The sequence below is a fragment of the Pseudomonas sp. FW305-3-2-15-E-TSA4 genome, assembly GCF_058787295.1.
The window spans coordinates 168,698-192,785 of record NZ_JBYSZP010000007.1 but is presented as its reverse complement, the minus strand read 5'-3'; the positions used below and the strand labels follow the sequence as shown (position 1 = coordinate 192,785).

23 protein-coding genes are annotated in these 24,088 nt (G+C 60.7%); 11 read left to right on the top strand and 12 right to left on the bottom strand.

Annotation, left to right across the window (positions count from 1 at the left end; translation table 11 throughout):
• Nucleotides 1-13: 13 nt before the first annotated feature.
• Nucleotides 14-1,777: a cation:proton antiporter gene (locus AC3WMV_RS12020; protein WP_007960872.1), complete on the bottom strand. Its 1,764-nt coding sequence runs from the start codon at nucleotides 1,775-1,777 to the stop codon at nucleotides 14-16.
• 282 nt (nucleotides 1,778-2,059) lie between these two features.
• On the opposite strand from AC3WMV_RS12020, the gene AC3WMV_RS12015 reads away from it, so the two are divergent.
• Nucleotides 2,060-2,542, top strand: a complete 483-nt coding sequence (locus AC3WMV_RS12015; protein WP_003229693.1) for an acyl-CoA thioesterase — start codon at nucleotides 2,060-2,062, stop codon at nucleotides 2,540-2,542.
• A 135-nt stretch (nucleotides 2,543-2,677) separates the two neighbouring features.
• Here the strand turns inward: AC3WMV_RS12015 and pdxY are convergent, their stop codons facing one another.
• Complete coding sequence (pdxY, locus tag AC3WMV_RS12010) at nucleotides 2,678-3,550, bottom strand: pyridoxal kinase PdxY (protein WP_103369763.1); 873 nt, start codon at nucleotides 3,548-3,550, stop codon at nucleotides 2,678-2,680.
• 117 nt (nucleotides 3,551-3,667) lie between these two features.
• Between pdxY and AC3WMV_RS12005 the strand changes: the two genes are divergently transcribed.
• On the top strand, nucleotides 3,668-4,081 hold the full coding sequence (locus AC3WMV_RS12005) for a DUF3301 domain-containing protein (RefSeq protein ID WP_025112628.1): 414 nt from the start codon (nucleotides 3,668-3,670) through the stop codon (nucleotides 4,079-4,081).
• Between the two features lies 1 nt (nucleotide 4,082).
• Here the strand turns inward: AC3WMV_RS12005 and AC3WMV_RS12000 are convergent, their stop codons facing one another.
• A complete protein-coding gene (locus AC3WMV_RS12000; RefSeq protein ID WP_103369762.1) occupies nucleotides 4,083-5,054 on the bottom strand; it encodes a CobW family GTP-binding protein in 972 nt (323 codons plus the stop codon).
• 28 nt (nucleotides 5,055-5,082) lie between these two features.
• Between AC3WMV_RS12000 and AC3WMV_RS11995 the strand changes: the two genes are divergently transcribed.
• Nucleotides 5,083-5,439: a hypothetical protein gene (locus AC3WMV_RS11995; RefSeq protein WP_027610335.1), complete on the top strand. Its 357-nt coding sequence runs from the start codon at nucleotides 5,083-5,085 to the stop codon at nucleotides 5,437-5,439.
• A gap of 4 nt (nucleotides 5,440-5,443) precedes the next feature.
• Here AC3WMV_RS11995 and AC3WMV_RS11990 read toward each other — a convergent pair whose 3' ends face one another.
• Both AC3WMV_RS11990 and zigA read right to left on the bottom strand, forming a co-directional pair.
• Nucleotides 5,444-6,094, bottom strand: a complete 651-nt coding sequence (locus AC3WMV_RS11990; RefSeq protein WP_027610334.1) for a DUF1826 domain-containing protein — start codon at nucleotides 6,092-6,094, stop codon at nucleotides 5,444-5,446.
• Complete coding sequence (gene zigA, locus AC3WMV_RS11985) at nucleotides 6,094-7,299, bottom strand: zinc metallochaperone GTPase ZigA (RefSeq protein WP_103369761.1); 1,206 nt, start codon at nucleotides 7,297-7,299, stop codon at nucleotides 6,094-6,096. The genes AC3WMV_RS11990 and zigA overlap by 1 nt, the downstream gene beginning before the upstream one ends.
• A 244-nt stretch (nucleotides 7,300-7,543) precedes the next feature.
• On the opposite strand from zigA, the gene AC3WMV_RS11980 reads away from it, so the two are divergent.
• Nucleotides 7,544-7,921 carry a glutamine synthetase gene (locus AC3WMV_RS11980; protein WP_103369760.1) on the top strand — a complete coding sequence of 126 codons (378 nt, stop codon included), beginning with the start codon at nucleotides 7,544-7,546 and terminating at the stop codon, nucleotides 7,919-7,921.
• Here the strand turns inward: AC3WMV_RS11980 and AC3WMV_RS11975 are convergent.
• Entirely contained in the window at nucleotides 7,918-9,120 is a 1,203-nt protein-coding gene (locus AC3WMV_RS11975) for an N-acetylmuramoyl-L-alanine amidase (protein ID WP_103369759.1), read from the bottom strand. The genes AC3WMV_RS11980 and AC3WMV_RS11975 overlap by 4 nt on opposite strands.
• An 84-nt stretch (nucleotides 9,121-9,204) precedes the next feature.
• Here AC3WMV_RS11975 and folE2 point away from each other — a divergent pair, with 84 nt between their 5' ends.
• Genes folE2 through AC3WMV_RS11945 form a run of 6 tightly spaced genes read left to right on the top strand, consistent with a single transcriptional unit; the run spans nucleotide 9,205 to nucleotide 14,411 of the window.
• The gene (gene folE2, locus AC3WMV_RS11970; protein ID WP_103369758.1) at nucleotides 9,205-10,101 is read left to right on the top strand and encodes a GTP cyclohydrolase FolE2; all 897 of its coding nucleotides are present in this window, start codon (nucleotides 9,205-9,207) and stop codon (nucleotides 10,099-10,101) included.
• On the top strand, nucleotides 10,098-10,766 hold the full coding sequence (locus AC3WMV_RS11965) for a metal ABC transporter ATP-binding protein (protein ID WP_103369757.1): 669 nt from the start codon (nucleotides 10,098-10,100) through the stop codon (nucleotides 10,764-10,766). Before folE2 ends, AC3WMV_RS11965 begins: the two co-directional genes overlap by 4 nt.
• The gene (locus AC3WMV_RS11960; RefSeq protein ID WP_103369756.1) at nucleotides 10,766-11,632 is read left to right on the top strand and encodes a metal ABC transporter permease; all 867 of its coding nucleotides are present in this window, start codon (nucleotides 10,766-10,768) and stop codon (nucleotides 11,630-11,632) included. The genes AC3WMV_RS11965 and AC3WMV_RS11960 overlap by 1 nt, the downstream gene beginning before the upstream one ends.
• A gap of 11 nt (nucleotides 11,633-11,643) precedes the next feature.
• Nucleotides 11,644-12,519: a metal ABC transporter substrate-binding protein gene (locus AC3WMV_RS11955; RefSeq protein WP_097090255.1), complete on the top strand. Its 876-nt coding sequence runs from the start codon at nucleotides 11,644-11,646 to the stop codon at nucleotides 12,517-12,519.
• Nucleotides 12,516-13,076 carry a gamma carbonic anhydrase family protein gene (locus AC3WMV_RS11950; RefSeq protein ID WP_097090254.1) on the top strand — a complete coding sequence of 187 codons (561 nt, stop codon included), beginning with the start codon at nucleotides 12,516-12,518 and terminating at the stop codon, nucleotides 13,074-13,076. The genes AC3WMV_RS11955 and AC3WMV_RS11950 overlap by 4 nt, the downstream gene beginning before the upstream one ends.
• 3 nt (nucleotides 13,077-13,079) lie before the next feature.
• Nucleotides 13,080-14,411: a dihydroorotase gene (locus AC3WMV_RS11945; RefSeq protein WP_103369755.1), complete on the top strand. Its 1,332-nt coding sequence runs from the start codon at nucleotides 13,080-13,082 to the stop codon at nucleotides 14,409-14,411.
• A gap of 82 nt (nucleotides 14,412-14,493) precedes the next feature.
• Here the strand turns inward: AC3WMV_RS11945 and AC3WMV_RS11940 are convergent, their stop codons facing one another.
• Nucleotides 14,494-15,012, bottom strand: coding sequence for a DUF3617 domain-containing protein (locus AC3WMV_RS11940; RefSeq protein ID WP_027610324.1), 519 nt, complete (start codon nucleotides 15,010-15,012; stop codon nucleotides 14,494-14,496).
• Nucleotides 15,013-15,143: 131 nt separating this feature from the next.
• Here AC3WMV_RS11940 and cls point away from each other — a divergent pair, with 131 nt between their 5' ends.
• Entirely contained in the window at nucleotides 15,144-16,583 is a 1,440-nt protein-coding gene (gene cls / locus AC3WMV_RS11935) for a cardiolipin synthase (protein WP_103367950.1), read from the top strand.
• A gap of 38 nt (nucleotides 16,584-16,621) precedes the next feature.
• Here cls and cfaB read toward each other — a convergent pair whose 3' ends face one another.
• The 5 genes from cfaB to hflK (AC3WMV_RS11910) form a co-directional block, all read right to left on the bottom strand.
• Nucleotides 16,622-17,809 (bottom strand): C17 cyclopropane fatty acid synthase CfaB, encoded by a 1,188-nt coding sequence (gene cfaB, locus AC3WMV_RS11930; RefSeq protein WP_027610322.1) that lies wholly within the window; start codon nucleotides 17,807-17,809, stop codon nucleotides 16,622-16,624.
• A gap of 211 nt (nucleotides 17,810-18,020) precedes the next feature.
• On the bottom strand, nucleotides 18,021-19,928 hold the full coding sequence (locus AC3WMV_RS11925) for a heavy metal translocating P-type ATPase (protein ID WP_103367951.1): 1,908 nt from the start codon (nucleotides 19,926-19,928) through the stop codon (nucleotides 18,021-18,023).
• On the bottom strand, nucleotides 19,925-20,986 hold the full coding sequence (gene hflK, locus AC3WMV_RS11920; RefSeq protein ID WP_103367952.1) for a protease modulator HflK: 1,062 nt from the start codon (nucleotides 20,984-20,986) through the stop codon (nucleotides 19,925-19,927). Before hflK (AC3WMV_RS11920) ends, AC3WMV_RS11925 begins: the two co-directional genes overlap by 4 nt.
• Nucleotides 20,983-22,029, bottom strand: coding sequence for a protease modulator HflC (gene hflC, locus AC3WMV_RS11915; protein ID WP_103367953.1), 1,047 nt, complete (start codon nucleotides 22,027-22,029; stop codon nucleotides 20,983-20,985). Before hflC ends, hflK (AC3WMV_RS11920) begins: the two co-directional genes overlap by 4 nt.
• Nucleotides 22,026-23,990, bottom strand: a complete 1,965-nt coding sequence (gene hflK, locus AC3WMV_RS11910) for a protease modulator HflK (protein WP_103367954.1) — start codon at nucleotides 23,988-23,990, stop codon at nucleotides 22,026-22,028. Before hflK (AC3WMV_RS11910) ends, hflC begins: the two co-directional genes overlap by 4 nt.
• Between the last annotated feature and the right edge of the window lie 98 nt (nucleotides 23,991-24,088).

Below are 24,088 nucleotides of genomic sequence, written 5' to 3'. Positions count from 1 at the left end.
ACGCCCGGGTCGGTCAGTGCCCCGACGACTCCTTGTGGTTGTCGAGGGTTTCCAGCAGGGCCACCTGCATCCGCGTGTGCACGCGGATGAACCAGCGCCAGAGCAGCGCCGCCACGGCGGCCGCGACTACGGCGACCAGCACCAGCAACTTGTTGGTCGGCAGAATACTGGCCGACAAGGCTGCCAACAGCAGGAAGATCACCAGCAGCGAGAGGATCGGGATCACTTCGGAGATCACCCGACGCACTCGCTGCGTGTGCCGCCCAGCCATCTCCGGCTTCACGCCCATCTCCGCCAGCAGCATCGACAGCGCCTTGAGCTTGCGATACGCCGCAATCAGGAACGGCAGCGACAGCAACAGTGCCCCGCCCCAGATCAACGCCTTCTGCCAGCTCGGATCAGCGATCCAGTCCTGCATCCACACCGACAGCCGTCCGGCAAAGAACGCGCCGCTGAAGAAAATCGCGATCACCAGCGCCAGATTGACCCCGACCTGCAACAGGATCCGCCGGATCATCGCCGCCAGCATCGCGCCCTCGCCTTGCGGTTGAATGCTGCGCAGCCATTCGCCATACATGCCGAACACCCGGCCCAGACGCTTGGGCACTGCCGCCGAGAGCTTGATCGACAGCGGATCGGCCGCACGGATCAGATACGGCGTCAGCAGCGTGGTGATCACCGACACCGCCACCGCAACGGGATAAAGGAAGTTGCTGGTGACCTGCAGCGTCATCCCGAGCGCGGCGATGATGAAGGAAAATTCGCCAATCTGTGACAGCCCCATCCCCACACGCAGTGAGGTGCGTCCGTCATTGCCGGCGATAAATGCCCCGAGGCCACAGGACAACATCTTGCCGAGCACCACCGCCACGGTAATGACTGCAATCGGCCACGCGTATTGCAGCAGGATCATAGGATCGAGCATCAGGCCGATGGCGACGAAGAAGATTGCACTGAACAGGTCGCGAACCGGCTCGATCAGCCGTTCGATCTTCAGCAGCTGCCGCGACTCGGCCATGATCGCGCCGATCAGGAAGGCGCCGAGCACCATGCTGTATTCAAGCTTGACCACCAGCAGGCAGAAACCGAAACACAAACCCAGCACGGTAATCAGCAGCATCTCGTTGCTTTCGAATTTGGCGACATACGCCAGCAGACGCGGTACCAGCAAAATGCCGACCACCAGCGCGACGATCATGAACAGCGACAGTTTGCCGACCGTGGAGAACACTTCGCCGGAGCTGACCGTGCCGCTGACTGCGATGCTCGACAGCAAGGCGATGATGCCAATGCCGAGGATGTCCTCGACGATCAGTACGCCGAAGATCAGTTGCGCAAAGCGCTCGTTCTTCATCTTCAGGTCGTTGAGCGCCTTGACGATGATGGTGGTTGAGGAGATGGCGAGGATTGCGCCGAGGAACAGCGAGTCCATGGTGTTCCAGTCGAACCAGCGACCGATCTCGTAGCCGATCCAGATCATCAGGACAATTTCGAGGAATGCCGCGATAAACGCCGTGGCGCCAACCTTGAACAACTTGCGCAGGCTGAATTCCAGCCCGAGGCAGAACATCAGGAAAATCACCCCCAGCTCGGCGAGGGTCTTGATGGTTTCTTCGTCGTGGATCAGGCCGAACGGCGGTGTGTGCGGGCCGATGATGAAACCGGCGACGATGTAGCCGAGCACCACCGGCTGCTTGAAGCGGTGAAACAGCACGGTGACCACACCTGCGACCAACATGATCACTGCCAGGTCCTGAATAAAGCTGATGGCATGCATGGTGTGGGCTCCTTGTATGACGTGACCCGCCGTCAGACTTCAGAAAGGTCTGAGCGAGTTGGGTAAAAATCCGCTTTTCGTGTAGGAATTGCCCTTGGGCAGGGCCTTTTGCAGGTTAACACCGCGACTTCCGGCTGGAAGGCGGTGCAATATAAGGAAACAGATCGGTCGCGGCGTGACGGCAGCCAGTCGTCTGGCGTCCCGATAACGGTGCTTTTGAAAAAGCCACCAGGCACCCGCAGAGGTGCGTCCAGCCATCCAGCCTTGATCCGTGAGAACGTTATGGAACCCGGAAACGCCCAACTGTCGATGACGGTATTGATGACCCCCGACATGGCCAACTTCTCTGGCAATGTCCACGGCGGTACCCTGCTCAAATACCTCGACGAAGTGGCCTACGCCTGTGCGAGCCGCTATGCCGGCCGCTACGTGGTAACGCTGTCGGTGGATCAGGTGATTTTCCGCGAGCCGATCCATGTCGGCGAACTGGTGACCTTCCTCGCGTCGGTCAACTACACCGGCAACACCTCGATGGAAGTCGGCATCAAAGTGGTGACCGAGAACATCCGCGAGCGCTCGGTGCGCCACACCAACAGCTGCTTCTTCACCATGGTTGCGGTGGATGACCAGCGCAAACCGGCCGCCGTGCCGCCGCTGCAACCGCAGAACAGCGAAGACAAGCGTCGTTATATGCAGGCCCAGCAGCGTCGGCAAATTCGCCAGGAGCTGGAAAAGCGTTATCAGGAGATCAAGGGCGACGCCTGATCAGCCCTTTGGAATGATGTCGCTTTACAGATCGCCTTCGCGAGCAAGCCCGCTCCCACATTGAATCGCAGTCCTCCCATGGGAATGCAGTCGAACGTGGGAGCGGGCTTGCTCGCGAATGGACGTAATGCGGTCTTACAGACTGATCGCCGTCGCCTCGAACTTCACCCGCGGATGCGCAATCCGGTCCTGCGCTCGCACCAGTTGCAGCTCGTAACTGGCACACGCCTGGGTTTCCAGCAGCACCTCATGCACCGCCGCTGCGGTGAACTCAAACGCCGCCACCAGACTGTCGCCGAGCAGTACCCGCGCGAGGAACAGCCCAGACGTCAGATCGCCGACACCCACTGGCTGACGCGGAAACGCCAGCAGCGGACGGCGCAGGTGCCAGCTTTCGTCTGCGGTCACCAACAACATCTCGAAACCGTCCGCCGGCTTGCCCGGATAATCCAGATGCTTGACCAGCACCGCTTTCGGCCCACGTGCCAGCAATGCCCGAGCCATCGCCAGACAATCGAACAGCGACTGCGGCTTGCGCCCGGAGAAGCTGTCCAGCTCCAGTTGGTTCGGGCACATGATGTCCGCCACCGCAGCGGCTTCCTCCAGCAGGAAATCGCTGACTTCGGCCGGCACACTGCAGCCCTTCTCCGGATGGCCCATCACCGGGTCGCACAGGTACAACGCCTTCGGATTGACCGACTTGATGCACTCGACGCCACTGAGAATCGCCCGGCCCTGCGCCGCGCTGCCCAGATAACCGGAAAGCACGGCGTCGCAGTTGCCCAGCTCGCCAATGGCGGCAATGCCTTCGACCAGTTCGGGGATCTGGTGCGGCGCCAGCACTTCACCGGCCCACTGCCCGTACTGGGTGTGATTGGAAAACTGCACGGTGTTGAGCGGCCAGACATTCACCCCGACCCGCTGCATCGGAAACACGGCGGCGCTGTTGCCGGCGTGGCCGAAGACCACATGGGACTGAATGGCGAGCAGATGAGGCGTACGTTTCATTCGGGTTATTCCGTAAAACGATTGAAATTCAAGCCGCGCAGTATGCGATGAAACACAGCCTGTACGACAGACCGGCGACGCAGTTAAGCTGAGCTTATCTTTTGGAGTTTCCTGTTGATGCTGACCCTCGAAAACATCTTCGTGCTGATGCTGTTCGCCGCAGCCGGCGCATGGCTATGGCACAACCACGGCTTGCGCGAGCGGGCGCTGGAGCGGGTCAAGCAGCATTGCATCAACGTCGGCGTCGAACTGCTGGACGGTAACGTCGCGTTGAAAAAAATCGGTTTGATCAAGGATGCCAGCGGGCGGCGGCGCCTGGCCCGGGTCTATAACTTCGAGTTCACCGTGACCGGCGAAACCCGGCACAACGGCACCATTACCCAGTTTGGCGCGCACAGCGCACAGATCGAACTGGCGCCCTACCCGGCACCGTTCGACGACACTCCGCCGGTGGTCGAGGTGACTCGTCCACGGGCCGAAGTGATCGAACTGAGCCAGTGGCGTCAGGAACACAACAAGTGGAAGCCTTGAGCTAACCCGCCTGCACCCGGCATTGCGTCAGGCCTGACTGCAAAGCATCGATACGTTGTGCATCGGCAAAGATCAGCTCTATACGTGAATCCCGTCGCCACTCGCTGGGTTGCCAATCCAGTTCGGCGTTATCCACGGCATTGGCCGATACCCAGCCCCCGGCGCTGTGGATAACCAGTTTGGCCCGCCGCCAGTCCAGGCTCTGCAGCCATTGGCTCAGACGTTGCGTATCGAACGTCTGTCCAGGGTGCCAACGCCAGCCGATGCTCCAACCGCCCTCCTGTGCCTGACTCAGGCAGATCGGCGATGCCGGGTCGCTCCAGATCGCCGGAATCGGTCCCGATCCCTCGGGCACAACAAGGTTATCCACCGCAGCCCCCGCTTGCGCAGCCACACCCGGCAACTCGCTCAACGGCAGTTGCGCCTGCTGCGTCCAGATCATTTTGACTGCCGGCAAACGCTCGACGATGGTCTGCCGTGCAGCCTCATCCAGACTTTCTGCCTTGTTCAGCAACAGCAGGCCGGCGCTGGCCAAAGCCTCCTGCTGAGCGGTCGGCAAGGCTTTCCCGGCGGCCAGCGCCTGGGCATCCAGCACTAACACACAGGGCTGCAGCGCCAGTACACCCAACCACGGCGCTTCGCTTAACTGCTTGAGCAACTGCGCCGGATGGCCCAGCCCGGACGGCTCGATGAACAGCCGATCCGGCCTGGCTTTGCGCAGCAAACGGCCGAGGCCGATTTGAAACGGCGCACCATTCACGCAACACAGACACCCTCCGGCGACTTCGCCCAGTGCGATACCATCGGCGTCGCGGGTCAGCAACGCGGCATCGAGGCCGATCTGACCGAACTCGTTGATCAGCACCGCCCAGCGTTCACCGTCCGACCGTTGGGCCATGAGCTGGCGAATCAGGCTGGTCTTGCCAGCGCCCAAAGGGCCGGCGATGACATGGGTAGGAATGTTCTGCAACATGACTGGGCGTTTTCTGAGGGGATTGGACATGCGTTGGATGGGATGGTCGTTGCTGTTGACGCTGCTGTCGAGCGAAGCATGGGCCCAGGCTTGCGTGGTGCACAGCCAGGGCGAGCGGCTCGACGTCAAAGTCTGCCAGCAGAACCGCAATATTCCCGAGAAGCTGTTCAGCGACGGCTTCTGCCAACCGACCCTGGCCGGGCAGAAAGTCGAGGTGCAGTACGTCGATCAATGCCCGAGCGGCGCGTTCGGCGTGTGCAGCAACGCGCAAGTCGCCAATATGCCCTATCGCCAGGATATCCACTATTACGGCGTCGCCTCCGACGCGGCGTATTTGCAGCCGTACTGCGAAGGCCAGAGCCAGGGCAAGTGGCTCAAGCCTTGAGCCGTCAGCCGAGCCAGTCGAGGGTGAGCAGCAGACGTCGCTCACCCGGCGCCGGTTGCGGGGAGCGATGAATCAAGCCATAGCCTTCATTGCCGTGCCACTTCTCGCCTTTCAATAACGCCACGTCACCGCTCTGCAGTTGCTGGATGTTCGCGATGTCCCGTGGTTCGGCGTTTGCCTGGCCCAATTGCTCGCGATCCATCACGCCTTCCTTGAGCCACTGACTGCCGATCCCGCCGTAGGTTGTAATCAAGCGCACCGGCACATGATCGACATGGAAGCGTGGGCACATGGCTTTGTCCAACACCTGCAGGCGCAAACCGATGCGGCGAGCGCCCAGCAGACAGGCGAAGGCACTCACCAGCCATTGCAGGTCCGCGATGAAGCCCTCGTAGCCTTGCAGATCACGGAACCCGGCGGCCAGTCCTTGCAGATCAGGGTCGGCGTCTTCATTCGGCAATTCGATGCACAGCGATTCCGCCAAAGGCTCGTTGAGCGAGAGCAGCAACTCTGCGAAATCGGCGATGTGCAGCGGCAGTTGGCGCTGCCAGACCGCGAGATTGACGTCGTCTTCAAGGATTCGCGTCAGCGTTTTCGGCGTTACCCCCTGATGCTGATGGCGCGCCCGGTTTTGCTGCAGTTTGAGCGCAAGCATCAGGCGGCCTCTTCGTGCCAAGGGCCGAACGGGTCCGGCAGCCTGCGCCAACCATCTGCGCCAATGGCCATTTCTTCATCAGTCAGCAGGCAGGCGTCGAGCTCCGACTTGAGCTGTACGAAGTCGATGTTCTGGCCGATGAATACCAGCTCCTGACGACAATCTCCAACGCTCGGTGTCCAGTTCTCCATGATCGCTGCGGTACTTTCCTGATCCTGCGGCCATTGGTTTTTCGGCACGAAACGCCACCAGCGACCGGCGAAACCATGGCGCATCAAACCACCGGCCTGCGACCAACTGCCCGCGTCGCTGGGTTTGCTGGCGAGCCAGAAGAAGCCTTTGGAGCGCAGCAGTTTGCCGTTCGGCCATGGGCGATCGATGAAGTCGAAAAAGCGCTGCGGATGGAACGGACGGCGTGCGCGGTAGGCTGTCGAGGCGATGCCGTATTCCGTGGTTTCCGGCACGTGCTCACCGCGCAATTCCTGCAACCAGCCTGGGGCCTGAGCGGCTTTCTCGAAATCGAAACGCCCGGTGTTGAGGATCTTCTCCAGCTGCACCTCGCCCATCACCATCGGGATGATCTCCGCCTCGGCGTTGAGGCGTTTGAGGATGGCCATCAGCTCTTCCCGCTCCTGGCGGCTGATGAGGTCGATCTTGCTGATCAGCAGTACATCGGCGAACTCGATTTGTTCGATCAGCAGATCGGTGATCGAGCGTTCATCTTCATCTCCCAGGGTCTCGCCTCGGGACGCGAGGCTTTCGGCAGCCTGATAGTCGAGGAGGAAATTCACACCGTCGACTACCGTGACCATGGTGTCGAGCCGCGCGACATCGCCGAGGCTCTGGCCCTGCTCGTCACGAAAGGTGAACGTTTCGGCGACCGGTAGCGGCTCGGAAATACCGGTAGATTCGATGAGCAAGTAATCGAATCTACCTTCGCGGGCGAGTTTGCTGACTTCTTCGAGCAGGTCCTCGCGTAACGTACAGCAGATACAACCGTTGCTCATCTCCACCAGTTTTTCTTCCGCACGGTTAAGGCTGACATCGCGCTGGACTTCGCTGCCATCAATGTTGATTTCGCTCATATCGTTAACGATGACCGCAACGCGCAAGCCTTGTCGATTACGTAGTACGTAATTCAAAAGTGTACTTTTTCCGGCGCCGAGAAAGCCCGATAGAACGGTCACGGGAAGTGGAGATGACATTGGATAATCCTCATCAGGTTGTGGCCGATGTGCGTTTTGGCGTGTTTTGGCGTGTTTTGGCGTAGCGCACCGCGTTCTTGGGCTTCAAAACAGCGCTTTGGCAGAAGCAGACGCTTGCAATTGGCGAGCTCAGGCTCAATTCAAATTTATGTTATAGTATAACAATATAAATAAGCCAGCCCCGCTCTTGCCCAAACCGATAAAGCGCTGGAAGCTGCACGCAAACTGCCCATCGGATACCGAGATGAAAATTGCCCTGAAATGCTCGCTGCTGAGTCTCGTATTGCTGTCGATGGCCAATGCCTGGGGGAAAATTCCCCCGCCCGCCAACTGCACACGCAGCGCCAATCTGCTGGCCTGCATCGATGCGCAGGGCAATACCTACAGCGTAAACACGGTGGGCAGCACGATTTACCTGCGTGGCTTTGAAAAGCACGGCAATCGCTACTGGGCACAGACCAACAGTCGTTTCGGCCAGCTGACGTTCTTCACCGGGCTCACCTCTGACGGCGAAGCCTGGGTTGGCTACACCCGTCGCGTTGGCTGGACGACGATCAATCGCTTTTCCAGCTCTGGCGGCAGCAGCGCCAAGTTCACCTGCAGTCGGATCACCGGCTGCTAAACCTGCGCTTCTTGCTGCTCCTGCTGCCAGGCGATGTAGCTATCTACTGGCGGATTCTTCTGGAAGTAACGCTGCAGCCCTTCGAATAAACCATCCGCCACGGCCTGCTGATGTCGAGGCGTGACCAAGCGCTGGCTGTCACGGGCGTTGGAAATGAAGCCGGTTTCCACCAGAATCGACGGCACATCCGGCGACTTCAAGACGGCAAATCCTGCCTGTTCCACGCGCTTCTGATGCAGCGTGGTGATGCCCGCCAGACTGCCGAGAACGGTGCTGCCGAGTTGCAGACTGGCGGCGATGGTGGCGTTCATCGACATGTCGAGGATCACGCCGGCAAGCATCGGATCCTTGTCCTTGAGGTTGAGCAGACTGGTCGCACCCAGCAGATCCGCGCCGTTCTCTCGCTGTGCCATGAAGCGTGCAGTTGCTGACGTCGCACCACCTTCGGACAGGCAATATACCGACGCTCCCGACGCCGTTAGACGTGGCGCCGCATCGGCATGTACTGAGATAAACATGTCGGCCTTGTGCTGACGTGCGATGTCCACACGCTTGCGCAGCGGCACGAAGAAGTCGTCATTGCGCACCAGTTTGACGTCGAAGCCTTTCTCCCTTTTCAGGCGTTTGGCGAGCAATTGAGCGATGGCAAGAACCACATCTTTTTCCCGCTCACCCTTGGCGCCAACCGCACCTGGGTCTTTCCCGCCGTGCCCGGGATCAACGACAACGATGATGTCGCGCTTAGGGTGAGCCTGATTCAAGGGTGTTTCACGTGGAACCATTGCCGGACTTGATGCCTGTTTGGCGTTTACCAGATCAAGCACCAAGCGGTGCCCTTGGCCATCTTGAGGCGCCAAAAGTAAGCTGTTCAATAACACCGGATGGTGCAGGTCGAGAACGATCCGTGTATCACCTTGACCAAAGTGCCCTGTTCGAATCGAACGAATCGCAGTATCGGCAAGCTTCAATTGACTGAGATCGCTACTCAAACTCGCCCCGGAAAGGTCGATGATCAAGCGTTCTGGAGCGCTCAGCGAAAAGGTTTTGTAGCGCACCGGACCGCTCAGATCGAACACCAATCTGAGCTTGTCATCCGAACGCCAGAGGCGTGCATTGCGAATTTGCGTAGCCGAAACGGTGAAGGGAAAAGCCAAAGCCGTGCTGGACACAAGCAGGTTGAGCAGATGACGTCGGTGCATATGAAAGCCTGTTCATGAAAAAGGCATCGTGATTTGAATTGTTATAATGTAACATCTAATTCAATCAACACGATGGTTCCGAACATGAATTCGCTGACACTTCCGGATATTGCGACTCAAGCCGCTCGGCAGGCGTTACCGCTTGATTGGGTGGGAATGTGCGGCATTGCTCTGCCTGTTTTATTGCAAGGCCAACGTCTGAGCGCAAAAGCTGATGCAGGCGTGAGTCTCGATAATGGCGAGGCGCGCGGCATTCACATGTCGCGGCTATATCTCGCATTGGCGGCACTTGAGCGGCAGGACCTCTCTCCCTCCCTATTGCGCCAGGTTCTCGAGGAATTTCTGGTCAGCCATGACGGTTTATCCAACAGCGCCTACCTGAAAATCCACTGCGAAGTGCTGCTGAAAAGGCCCGCGTTAGTCAGCCCTCTAGCGGGTTGGAAGAGCTACCCAGTGAGCATTTCAGCGAGTCTGAAAAACCAAGTGTTCCACGTGGAACTGAAAATCGAGGTGCCCTACTCCTCAACTTGCCCCTGCTCAGCAGCGCTGGCGCGACAATTGATTCAGCAGCAATTCATCGATGATTTCGCCAACAAGCCACTGCAACATGCCGAAGTTTTGGCCTGGCTAGGATCAAGCCAAGGCATTGTCGCCACCCCGCACAGCCAACGCAGCACCGCGCAATTGCATATGCATCTCGACGGATTCATCGATGAGCTACCGCTGAGCGCAATCATCAATGACGCCGAAGCAGCGCTCGGCACCGCCGTGCAAACCGCCGTGAAACGCGCCGACGAGCAGGCCTTCGCGTTGGCCAATGGGCAAAACCTGATGTTCTGCGAAGACGCCGCGCGACGACTCAATCTGGCTCTGCGCCGCTCCCCCGGCGTCAGTGGATTCCACCTGCGAGTGATCCACGCCGAAAGCCTGCACGCCCACGACGCGGTCGCCGAAAGCCACTGGCATCGAGAATTCCAATGATCCGTTGCCACACCCTGAGTTGGGGCGCACCCGGCCAACCACTGACTTCGCCACTGACCCTCTCGCTGGAACACGGCAGCCTCAGCGCCATCATCGGCGCCAACGGCTGCGGTAAAAGCAGCCTGTTGAAAGTCATCGCCGGATTGCAAAAGCCGTTATCGGGAAAGGTCGCACTGGGTGTTCCACGTCAGGGCGGTTTGGCGTTCCTGCCGCAACAGCAACACCTCGACCGACAGTTCCCCATCAGCCTCGAAGAGCTGGTGGCCGCGGGTTTCTGGGGGCGTCGATTGTCGACGCAACTGCGCGCACAACGACTCGTCAACGCCCTGGAAAATTGGCACTTGAGCGGATTGGAAAAACGTCCGCTGATGGCCCTTTCCGGTGGCGAGTTGCAGCGCGCCCTGCTCGCCCGCTTGAGTCTGACCGACGCCCCATTGCTGCTCCTTGACGAACCCCACGCCGCGCTCGATGAACTGGGCCAGCAGTTACTCTGGCAACACATCCATGCCTGGCACTCCGAAGGACGAACACTGCTGATGGTCTGCCATGACCTCGCCGCCGTCCGCCAACACATCCCGCAGACACTGCTGATCAAAAACCGCGAATGCCTGTTCGGACCCAGTGCCGAACTGATCCAGCAAACACCCAATATGCAGGTGGCCTGATGCTCACCGTCGCCCACCTCTGGCAACCGTTCAGCGAGTTCGTGTTCATGCGCCGAGCGCTGCTCGGCGGACTGGTATTGGCCTGTAGCACAGCGCCGCTCGGTGTGTTCCTGATTCTGCGGCGCATGAGCCTGATCGGTGACGCCGTTGCCCACGGTATCCTTCCCGGCGCGGCATTGGGCTTCTGGCTCGCCGGTCTGAGTCTGCCCGCGTTGACCTTCGGTGGTCTGGGCGCCGGCCTGGGCATGGCCGGTCTCGCCGCCTGGATCACCCGTCGCACCGGTCTGCGCGAAGACGCCAGCCTCGCGGCGATCTATCCGATCTCACTCGCCACCGGCGTGCTGATTCTTGGCATCGCCGGCAAGCGCCTCGACTTGCTGCACTTGCTGTTCGGCTCAGCGCTCGCCGTCGACGGTCCGACCCTCAATGGAATGTTGTGGGTGTCGGGACTGAGTCTGGTCGCCATGGCCTTGATCTACAAACCGCTGCTGCTCGATACCCTCGATCCTCTATTCCTGCAAACCGTCAGCCGCCTCGGCCCTCTCGCCCACGGCGTGTTCCTGACCTTGGTGGTGCTCAATCTGGTAATCGGTTTCCAGGCCATCGGCGCCTTGATGATGGTCGGCCTGATGATGCTGCCCGCCGCCGCATCACGGTTCTGGAGTCGTCGCCTGCCGAGCCTGATTGCCATCTCGGCGCTTATCGGCTGCCTCTCGGTGTGGTGCGGATTGTTGATCTCGTTCTACTACTCGCTGCCGAGCGGTCCGGCGATCGTGCTGGTCGCGGGTATCGGTTATCTGCTGTCCGTGGTGTTCGGGCCGGTGCACGGCTTGTTGCGCCGCCCGCCTTTGCTCACATCCCAATGAGGTGTTTCCCGATGCGCGCTCTACTCGTGTTGTTCAGCTTGCTGCTGTCGATGTCGTTATCGGCGGCGGAAAAATTGCCGGTGGTCACCAGCTTCAGCATCCTCGCCGACATGGTTCACCAGGTGGGTGGCGAGCATATCCAGATCACCAACATGGTCGGCCCGGACGCCGACGCACACACCTATGAACCGACGCCTGATGATGCCAAAGCGCTGCTCAAAGCCAAACTGATTATCAAGAATGGCCTGGGTTTCGAGCCATGGCTCGATCGCCTGGTGACCAGCACCGAGACCAAAGCCCCCGTCATCAATGCCAGTCATGGCGTAATTCCACGCTCGCTGGTGGAAGACGGCGAGACCATTCCCGACCCGCACGCCTGGCACAACCTGGCCAATACCGAACTGTACATCGCCAACATCACCAAGGCGCTGATCGCCGCTGATCCGGCGAACAAGGCCGACTACCAACGCAACAGCCAGACCTACCTGAAACAGATCTACGCCCTGCTCGCCGAAGCCAAGGCCAAGCTCGGCTCGCTGCCACCGGGCAATCGCAAGATCGTCACCAGCCACGATGCCTTCGGTTATCTCGGGCAGGCCTACGGCATCGACTTCATGGCGCCGCAAGGTCTGTCCACAGAGCGTGAACCGTCAGCCGCCGAAGTCGCCGCACTGATTACCCAAATCCGTCAGGCCAAGGTCAAAGCGGTGTTCATGGAAAACATCAAGGACGCGCGCCTGCTCAAGCAGATCGCCGACGAAAGCGGCGCACACATCGGCGGCACCCTTTACTCCGATGCCCTCGCCGCCAGTGGCCCGGCCAGCACCTTTACCGGACTGTTCGAATACAACCTCAACACTCTTTACAACGCGCTGAGCCAACCATGATCCGCAAGAATCCTTCCGGCGATCTGCCGCAAATTGCCGAGTCGGCCTACGTCGACAAAACCGCGATCATCTGCGGCAAGGTGGTCATTGGCGAGAACGTCTTCGTCGGCCCCTACGCAGTGATCCGCGCCGATGAAGTAGACGCTTCAGGTGCGATGGAGCCGATCACCATCGGCGCCAATTCGAACATCCAGGACGGCGTGGTGATCCATTCCAAATCCGGCGCCGCGGTGACCATCGGCGAATTCACCTCGATCGCTCACCGCTCGATCGTGCACGGCCCGTGCGTAGTCGGCGACCGGGTGTTCATCGGCTTCAACAGCGTGCTGTTCAATTGCGTGGTCGGTGACGGCTGTGTGGTGCGGCACAACTCGGTGGTCGATGGCCGCGATTTGCCGGGTGCGTTCTACGTACCCTCCACCACCCGCATCGGCCCCAATACCGACCTCTCGCAGTTCCCGCCGGTGAGTGTCAGCGCCTCGGAGTTTTCCGAAGACGTGGCACGCACCAATGTCGATCTGGTACGCGGCTACAAAGCCTTGCAGAACGAGTTCTGAATCATGAGCAGCGTGCTGATTCGCAACGCCAGACTGGTCAATGAAGGACGCGAGTTCGACGGTGATCTGCTGGTCAGCCATGGCCGCATCGTCAAGATCGCGCGCAGCATCGACGGTGAAAATGCCCGTGTGGAAATCGACGCCAATGGCCAATGGCTGTTGCCGGGGATGATTGATGACCAGGTGCATTTTCGCGAGCCGGGGGCGCCGGCCAAGGGCTGCATCCACACCGAGTCGCGCGCAGCGGTGGCGGGCGGCATCACCAGTTTCATGGACATGCCCAACACCCAGCCGCCCACCCTCACCCTCGAAGCGATGGCGGATAAAAAGCGTCGGGCGGCAATTAACTCCGTGGCCAACTACGGCTTTCACTTTGGCGTGAGCCAGGACAACCTCGACACCGTCGCCGCGCTCAACCCCTGCGAAGTGGCCGGGGTCAAAGTGTTCATGGGTGCCTCCACCGGCAATATGTTGGTGGACGATCCGAAAACGCTTGAGCGTTTATTCGCCGAAGTGCCGACGATACTGCTGGCGCATTGCGAACACACGCCGAGCATCGAGGCCAATGCAACACGTCTGCGCGAACGTCTTGGCGAACACCTGCCCGCGAATATCCATGCACTGATTCGCGATGCCGAGGCTTGCTACCGCTCCTCTTCGTTGGCAGTGGAACTGGCCAGACGTCACGGCACCCGCCTGCACGTTTTGCATCTGACCACCGCTCGCGAACTCGAGTTGTTCGAGGACAAGCCGCTCGCCCAGAAACACATCACGGCCGAAGTCTGCCTGCATCATCTGCTATTCGATGACCGCGACTATCCGGCCCTCGGCAACCTGATCAAATGCAACCCGGCGATCAAGACACAAGCCGACCGAGACGCGCTCCGTCAGGCCTTGTTGAGCAATCGACTGGATGTGATCGGCAGCGATCACGCGCCACATACCTGGGCAGAAAAACAGCGCCCGTATGCCGATGCGCCGTCCGGTTTACCGCTGGTGCAACACGCTTTGCCGGCACTGCTGGAGCTGGTGGCCGATGGCGTGCTGCCGATCACCACGTTGGTGGCGAAGACCAGCCATCGGGTGGCGGATCTGTTTGCGATTCCGGATCGAGGTTATTTGCGCGAGGGGTATTGGGCGGATCTGGTGCTGGTTGAGCCTGTGGCTCTTGAAGTGTCGCGGCAACCGATTCTGTCGCAATGCGGGTGGACGCCGTTTGCTGACAAGACTTTTCGCTATCGGGTGAATACCACGTTGGTGTCGGGGCAGATTGCCTGGCGAGAGCAGCGTATCAACGAAGGATGTCAGGGGCTGGCGCTGCGATTCATGCGGTGACAACCAAGACGCCTTCGCGAGCAAGCCCGCTCCCACAAGGATTGTGCTGTCCCCTGTGGGAGCGGGCTTGCTCGCGAAGCTTTTAAGCTCTTGGCTTCACAGTGCCGCAATCCTGACCCAACCACACCGCACGGGTTTCCAGGCTGCCCTTCTGGTTGATCCCGATGGCGTTGAACGTGCCGTTGGCCACCGTGGTGAACTCACGATCACTGAGGAACGTGGCAACCCCGGTGCCTTGCGCTTTCGGGCAGCTGAAGCGGAATTTCCACTGGTTGCCGGTGCGCTCGGTGATCTGCTGTTTGCAGCCCGACTGCGGATCGGCCAAGGGAATATCGTTGGTCGCCACTTGCTGCGGCGTCAGGCAGGCACGAATGCCCTTGCCGCCGATGTTGATTCCGTTCTTTTCCAGCGCCGCGCGCTGTTGCGGGGTCATCTGGCCTTGCAACTGGCCAAGAATCGATTGCACATCCATGGGCTGGTCATCGACCTTGACGTTGCTTGAGGTCATTTCCCATAGCCCCGGCTGCAGCATTTGCGCCTGCGCAACCACCGGCATTGCCAAACCCAGGCCCAGCGCCAAACCCAGCAGACGAACGTTCATCGAAAAACTCCTGATCAGTAGTGGCCGTTAGACGTCGGCCGATTGCTTCGGTTCATGCACCAATTAAATAGCGACATTCGCCTCGGAACATGGTCTGTTACGCATTGAGTCTTCAGGAGCAAGGCTGCCCCATGGATTATTTTGGACCGCACATTTTCGGTTATCTGATCGCCCTGATACATAGCCTCGGCTTGATCGCCGCCATCCATGCGGTGCTGACCGTACGCACCGCCCAAGGCTCGATCGCCTGGGCATTGTCGCTTATTTTCATTCCCTACCTGACCCTCATCCCTTATCTGGTTTTCGGCCGCAGCACCTTCGACGGCTATATCAAGGCGCGGCGTCAAGCCAACGAACAGATGCGTCAGGCGATCTCCGAGTTGAACTGGCGCCCGTGGGTTGAAGAAGCCCTCACCGCCCGCGCCTCGAAGGCCTACGCCTCGCTGCGCGCCATGCCCAAACTGGGACGCATGCCGTGCCTGGCGAACAACCAGGTGCAACTGCTGGTGAATGGCCACGCGACCTTCGAGGCGATCTTCCACGCCATCGATCAAGCGCGCGAAGCCGTACTGGTACAGTTTTTCATCATCCATGACGACCGCCTCGGTCAGCGCCTGCTCGATCTGTTGCTGAAGAAAGCGGCTGAGGGCGTGGCGATTCATCTGCTCTACGACCGGATCGGCAGCCACGCCCTGCCCCACAGTTATGTGCAGGCGCTGCGCGATGGCGGTGTCGAGGTCAAAGCCTTCGCCACACGCAGCGGCTGGCTCAATCGCTTCCAGGTGAATTTCCGCAACCACCGCAAAATCGTCGTGGTCGATGGCGTACTCGGCTTCGTCGGCGGGCATAACGTCGGCGATGAATACATGGGCGCGAAACCGCCCCTGGCGCCGTGGCGCGATACCCATGTTCAGGTGCGCGGGCCGGTGGTGGCCTGCATGCAGGAGTCGTTTGCCGAGGACTGGTTCTGGGCAGCACGGACGTTGCCACCGCTGATCCTGCCGGATGTCTACCCGGAAGATGGCGTGCTCTGCCAATTGCTGGCGAGCGGCCCGGCGGATGCCTACGAAACCTGTTCACTGTTCTTCGTCGAAGCCATCCACGCGGCGACGGAACGAGTGTGGATCACCAGCCCCTACTTCATTCCCGATGAAGCCGTGTTCGCCGCGTTGCGCCTGGCGGTGCTGCGCGGCGTCGACGTGCGCCTGCTGCTGCCCTCACGCCCTGATCACCGCATCGTCTACGCCGCGTCCAGCCTGTATGCGTTTGAAGCGGTGCGTGCCGGCGTGCGGGTATTCCGCTACGAGCCGGGGTTCCTGCATCAGAAAGTGGTGTTGATCGACAGCGAAATCAGCGCCATCGGCAGCGCCAATCTGGACAACCGCTCGTTCCGGCTGAATTTCGAAGTGATGCTGCTTACCGTCGACAGCGAGTTCGCCGCCCACGTGGAACAGATGCTCAACGAAGACTTCGAGCAGGCTTATGAAGTCGCCAAAGAAGAAAGCCGGGAGATCCACCGCCTGCAACAGCTCGGCATGCGGATCGCCCGGCTTATTTCACCGATTCTTTAACCGGCCGCTCGCTCGAACGAGCGAACGGTCGTCAGGCCTCAGGGGTGATAAATGTCGTCGCGGGTCCAGGGCAGTTCATGGCTGCCATCCGGATGCGCCTTCACCGCAAGAATCTGGTGCAGGTTGATCCAGCCACGCGCGAACGCGTAGGCACATCCAGCCAGATACAGCCGCCAGATACGCAACGCCTGATCCGGTACCAGTTTCCCGGCCGCTTCGAGGTTGTCCTCAAGACGCTCGCTCCAGTGATCCAGCGTACGTGCGTAATGCAGGCGCAGGCTTTCGACGTCGACGATCTCCAGTCCGGCTTCGCTGATCTCGGCCGAGATCATCGCCAGGTGCGGCAGCTCGCCGTTGGGGAACACGTATTTCTCGATGAAGTCGCCAGCGCCGCGTCCTACCGGACGACCATCGGTGTGTTTGGCGGTGATGCCGTGATTCATCACCAGACCGCCCTCCTTCACTGCACCGAACAGGACCTTGCAGTACTCGGCGAGGTTGGCGTGACCGACGTGTTCGAACATGCCGACGCTGACTACCTTGTCGAAACGCCCGTCCTGCGGCAGATCGCGGTAGTCGAGCAATTGCAGCTCAACCTGATCTTCCAGGCCCTCGGCCTTGACCCGCTCTCGGGCCAGTTCCAGCTGTTCCTTGCTCAAGGTGATGCCGAACACTTTGGCGCCGAATTCACGCGCGGCGTAACGCGCCAGACCACCCCAGCCGCAACCGACATCCAGCAGATAATCACCGGGCTGCAAACGCAGTTTGCGACACAGATGTCGGAACTTGGCCTGCTGTGCCTGTTCCAGAGTTTCGCTGCCGGTTTCGAAATACGCGCAGGAATACGCCATGTCGCTGTCCAGCCACAGCTGATAGAACGCGTTGGACAGGTCATAGTGATAGGAAATGGCTTTGGCGTCGGTTTCCTTGTCGTGCACCGCACGCACTGGCTGCGCGCTTTCGTCTTCATCGAGCAAGGCGCTGCTCAATTCGTCGCAGACCCGGATGACCTCGCTGATCGAGCCCTCCAGTTCCAGCCTGCCTTCGACAAACGCCGCCCCCAGCGCGTCGAGACTCGGATGGGTGAACTGGGTGACCATCGTCGGGTCCTTGACCACAATGGTGACACTGGGCGTCGGCCCCAGGTTGAACTCATGGCCATCCCAGAGTCGCAAGCGAAGCGGAAGCTGCAGATTCTGTAAGGCCGGTGGAAGTTGCGCGAGCATGGAAAATCCCCCTTGTTTCAGACGTCAGATCTGAGGGTAGACCATCCTTGAAAAATAGCAGGCTATCGATTTAATTAGCCGAGACTATCGTTCCAGGCGCTCCTGCATGCCGTCATGCACCCACTACTGCTTTAGCCCAGGTAACGGCGTGAAGTGTGCGCCCTCTCCATAGATGACTGCCTATTCGGCGCACAGTTCGCTGAAACTCACTTCAGTGATCATCCTTGAGCTTGAGCAATGGCTCCTGAAACCGCAGCAGCCGTCCGGCATTGCCCAACACCAGCAGCGTGCTGAGGTTGTGCAGCAGCGCGGCGATCATCGCTCCGGCCGCGCCGAGCCAGCCGAATGCCGCAAACACCACGATCGCCAGGGTCCAGCCCAGACCGATGATCACGTTGACCTGCAAGGTTCGACGGCACTGACGACTCAACCGCACACAGGTGCCCAGACGGCGCAGATCGCTGCCGATCAACACGATATCCGCCGAGGCCAGCGCGATGTCGGCACCGCCGGCGCCCATCGCCACACCCACCACCCCGGCCTTGAGCGCCAGCGAATCATTGATGCCGTCACCCACCACCATCGGCCGGAAACCGTTGTCGATTTCCTTGAGCACGCGGTTGAGCTTGTCCTCAGGCAGCGCCTGCGCTTCCACCTCTGGCAGGCCGACCTCGCGGGCCAGGGTCTGCGCAACACTCTGGCGGTCGCCGGTCAACAGCAACTGGCGACCCAGCCCCAGTTCGCGCAATTCAGCGAGGGCAAAGCGCGCTTCTGGTTTGACGCTGTCGGCCAGCAACAGCCAGGCGACAAATTCGCCGTTCAGTGCCAATCCGGCAATCGGCCCGTCGTGCTCGGGAACGATGGTAGTGACGATGCCCAGTTGCGCGAACAGTTCGGGACGCCCCAGCGCCGCCTCGCCCTGCGCGGTCATGGCGACCACCCCAAGACCCTGACGCTCGTGAATCTCTGTTAGCGGCAGGCTCTGCTCTTGACTCACCAGCCCCGCCAACGCCCGGCTGACAGGATGACTGCTGGCCGCACCGAGACTGGCGGCCAGCGCCATCACCGAGGCCTGATCCAGACGCGGGCTGCTGATCGATTGCAAACGCAAGGTGCCGTAAGTCAGCGTGCCAGTCTTGTCGACCACCAGTGATGTGAGGTCTGCCAACTCCTCAAGGAACGCCGAGCTGCGAATCAGAATGCCGTGGCGCGCCGCCACCGCAACCCCGGCAATCGCTGTGGCCGGTGCCGACAGCACCAAGGCGCAAGGACATGCGGCTACCAGCACCGCGAGCATCGCTTGCGCGTCATGGGTGACAAACCACGTCACCGCCGCCAACAGCAATACCAGCACCATGTAGCTGCCAGCATAGCGTTCAAGCAGACGGGTGATCGGCGGCTTCGAACGCTCGGCGTTCTGCATCAGCGCGATGACTTTGCCCAGCGTCGATTGATCACCGGTGCGGGTCACCTCAATGCGCAGCAAGCCATCGAGGTTGATCGCGCCGCCAAACACCGTCATGCCCACTGCCGTTTCCACTGGCACCGACTCGCCGGTAATCGACGCCGTGTCGAGGCTGGCTTGGCCGAACAACACCCGACCATCCGCGGGCACACGATCCCCGGCGCGCACCTCGACCGTGTCACCGGGTTGGAGGGTGCCGTTGTCGACTTCAATGATCGAGCCGTCCGCTTGAATCTTGCGGGCGTGGCTGCGGGTCAATTGGCCGAGAGCGTGAATCGCTTCCTGCGAACCGATCACGCTGCGCTCTTCCAGCACGTGGCCGAAGATCATGATGATCGGCAGCAACGCGGCGGTCAGCAGATCGCCAGTCGCCCACGCACCGAGCATCGCCAAAGCAATCAGTTGATCGGTGATGCCGTGCAGGCTCGGATAACGCAAGCTGTACCACGCCGAGCGCATCACCGGCACCGCCACCAATAGAGAAGCGAAACCCAGCAGCAACTGACTGACACCGGTTTGCTCCGGTAACAGCCAGCGCCAGAGCAGACCGAGGCCGAGCAAGCCAAGGGCGAGCATCGCCAGGGTCAATTGCCGCGCGGCGCGGCGCTGTTCGGCCGAGGACAACAGGCTCGGTGCAGCGGTGGTCGCAGTCATTTACTGGCTCCCTGAATGATCAGGCGGGAATCGTCTTTCGGATCGACCGTGGTCACCGAACCGGCCTGACCAAGAATTTTCGGCATGCGTTCGCGGTACAGCCGCAGGAGCATCTGCGGGTCGGTGCCTTGTTGTTGCGCCTTGGCCAGGCTCATGACCGTGGCAGTGTCGGCAGAGGCTTTGGCCAAGCGTTCGCCTGCCTGTGCATGGGCCACTTGCAGCGTGCGGTCGGCTTGCTCGTTCGCAGTCTGGGTGAGTTTTTCCGCCTCGGTGCGTGCATTGGCGACGGCTTTGTCGGCTTGCTGACTGGCGGTCAATACCGCATTGAAGGCGCTGACGGCCGGATCCGGCAGACTCGACTGCACGTCGACCCGCGCCACTTCGATGCCGATGCCCTGCCCACTCGCCTTCAACTCAGCCAGACGCTGGTTGATGCCTTGCACCAGATCACCGCGCAGACGCTCACGACGTTCAGCCGCTTGATTGTCGGCGCCGATCAACTCCGGCCGAGCGACCAGAATCGTATCCAGATCCCGAGCAGCGGTCAGGGCCACAGCGCTGCGGGTGACCAGCCGATCCAGTGCTGGCAGCACATGATCACCCTGCAGCACGAAGTCATAGGGATCGCTGACTTTGTAAAACACCCGCACATCCAGTTGCACCACGCCGGCGTCGCCGGTCAGCAGATAGCCGGAACCGGCCAGTGCATCGCTCAGTGGCGTGGCGAAGGTTGCTACACGATTAGCCTTGATCGCCTCACTGCTGCGCAGCAGGTTTTCCACTCGGCGCTCGATGACCCGATCCGCCGCCGGCAGCAAAACCACCTGCTCGAACGGCTGCGGCCAGGCCAGCAACAGCCCGGCATTCTGGACGCGTTGCAGTGCGCCAAAGTGCAAGACCACCGCGCGATTTTGCGGATCAATCTGCCGCACATTGGAAAACGCCCAGGCCAACGCTGCCAATACCGTCACCGCATATAAGGCGAAAAACGCCAGACGTCCGGCCTGGATCCACGGACTGCTCAACGAATGTGTTCCACGTGGAACTTCATCACTCATGGCTGCGATCCGGATTTATTTTCAACATTCGGCGGACCGTCTACCAGAACGCGGAATGGCGCGGCGTCGGTACGCAGGATCAGCTTGGTGTCCGGCGTAACGATGGTGCCAAGGGTATCGAGTGAGCGCAGCAGGTTGTACAGCTGCGGTGAGCCAGCGTACGCACGACCATAGATTTGTGCGGCTTCGACCCGCGACTGTGCTTCGATTTCTGCCGCTTTCACCGTGGCATCGGCCTGGACAATTCGCGCATCGCGCTCGGCCGCAGAACGAATTTGTGCAGCTTCCCGCTTGCCGATGGCGGTGCGTTCGGTGGCAATTGTTTCACGCTCGGCGCGCATCCGATCGACCGTGGCCGTGAGCGTGACCGAAGGCAAGGTCAGGCGTTCGATGCCCACCTGCACCACACGCACACCGTAGGTGGCGAGCAGTTGCTGGTCGATCTGCTGACGCAGTTGCGCTTCGAAATCGGCGATACGCACTTTGCTGGCATCGGTATTCACCAGATCCGCCAGATCGAAACTGCTGGCGGTGGTTTCCAGCGCCGAACCGACAAAGGTGCGAATCTGCCGCGCCGCTTCGTCCGGCTGGTTCTGCACCGCGCGCATGAAACGCTGCACATTGTCCGGGTCGCCCTGCACCTGCCACGCCACGTAGGCCTGAACGATGATGCGCAAACCGTCGCGGGTGCCGACATCCTGCAAACCACTCGAGGTGGTACGCAGGCGCAGATCCACCGGGATCGCCGCTTCGAACGGCCCCGGCCAGCGCCAGCTCAAACCCGGCTCAAGCAGCACCCGCGACGGATTACCGAAACGGGTGATGACGGTGGCCTCGCCCGAGCGCACCTGAACCAGGCTTGCCGCCGCGATGGCAAACCCCACCAGCAACACCGCCCAGCCCATGCGCCGCCAAGGGAACGGTCCCGCCTCTTCCGGCGCTCCGTGGTGATGGTGATGATGCCCATGATGATGGTGATGCCCGGCGTGGCCATGATCGTGGCCGCTGTGGTCATGCAAATCGTGAGTGTGCGACTGGCTCAAGGGGCAACTCCTGGTTGAGCGGTGGTGCGCGTAGGCGTCGGATCAGCCGGCAGCGTAAACGTACGCAAATCGATGGTCGGCGCATTGCTGCTGCCGCCTAAACGGTGGTCGAGTACCAACAATTTGGCCTTGTTCAGACCCAGGCTGAGCTGACTCAGATATTGCTCAAGCACGAACGCCTGGCCAGCGCTGGAATAGGCTTTCTGCTCAGCCTTGAATTTCAGATCCGCCGCCTGCGCGGTGGCGTTGATTTCACGGGCGCTGGCACTCGCCTGATCGCGGGCCAGGCTGGCCTGCAACTGCGCCTGATTACTGGCTTCTGCCGCAGCGCCGCGTTCACGGGAGATCAACGCCTGCGCGCCGATCTGTGCTGCTTGCACGCTGTGATAAGCATTAGCCGCACCGGCTGGCGGGTGAATCGCTTCGACCACGGTGGCGAGAATCTCCACACCGCTGTCGAGTTTCTGTAGATCACCTTGCACTGCGCGGCCGATTTCTTCGCCCAGCCCTACCCGGTCAGCGCCGAGCAAACCGTCGAGGGTGCGCGAGGCAAAATCGTGCACCAGAATCCGGCTCGCGGTGCTGCGAATCAGCGTCGGCACATCGGCATTGTTGTAAGTCGCGGCCAAAGCATCCTGATCACTCAGACCAATGCGATAAACGAAGCGCACGTCCATGTTGACGATCTGAAAGCTCTGCTGATCGCCACGGCTGCTGGCGATCACCTGGGATTTGTCATTGACGTGGCTGGCATCCCACAAGCGGTTGGCGGTCATCGGCGCCGGGCCTTCGGCAGGCTCAGCCTGGGTTGGCGCGGGAGCGTCGCCGACGCTGGTCGCCAACTCATGCACCACGCCATTCTCGACGTTCAATACACGGCCCAATGGCCATGGCAGACCGGCGTGCAATCCCGGACCGAACACTTGCACCGGCTTGCCGAAGCGCTCGTAGATACCGCGCCCTTGCAGCGGGATTTCGTGGATACCGGTCAGTAACCAGCCGACCGCAGCGACCAGCGCCAGCACCGGCAGGAAGGCCCGGCGCATATAGCTGAACGCCCAGATCTGGCGCAGATCGATGCCGAACCGGTTGTGCAATTCATGCTGCAAGGCGAGCAACGGCTGCGGTGGCCAGCGCAGCATATCGGCAACAAAACTGCGCGCCAGCAGGGTCGGTTCGAGCTGCTCGCGTCGAGGGCTGAACACCGATAGAAATGCGCGCAATAGCAACTCGATCGCGACGAATGCCGGCAAGATCCCGATCAACACCGCAAGCCGTACTGGCCACACCGACGCCTCGCTGGCGAACAGCAGGCACAACGCGCCCAGCACCAGGCTGATGATCGCCACTCGCGCCAGTTGCGCGAGGGACCCGGCTTCCGGCCATTGCGCCGGACTCTCCTGAGCCAGTTGCCGCTCCAGCACCAGCAGGCCGAAACCCAGCAACAACATCAGCGCCGCGCCCACCGTGGCCGACAACCCGACCGCAGCGGCAGGCAATGCCAGATTCCACACCTGCCCGACGGCGAGCACCACCAGTACTGACCAGCCGCCCAGCCACAACGTGGCCGCGCCAATCTGACCGAGCAGGTGCAGACCACGCTGACTCAATCGCTCCAGCAGCCGTTCGTACCAGCCATCTGGCGCTACTGGCTCCAGCTCCTCGGTCAGCGCCACCGATATCGGCGGGTCAATCACCCCTGCACGCCATTGCGTCAACCACCACGCCGACTGCAGGCCGGCGACCAGCACCAGCAACGCCGCACCCAAATTCACCAGCAAGACCGGCCATATCGATTGCGCGGCAAACAGCTCGACAAACAACGCCAGCAGCCACCCTGCCCCGGCCAATCCGCCGAGGCCGATGGCCAGACGACGCAAGCGTCGCCCTTGCGCGGCCGCTTGTTGAAAGCGCGGCAACCCGGTCACTTGCGTGCCATCGACATTCAGATCGACTTGCATATCACCCCAAAGCCATTGATTCACCGGTCTTATCGTTACGATATAACGAAAAGCGTGAAATATTCGTACACAAATTCGCTTATCTAAAGATGCGCAAC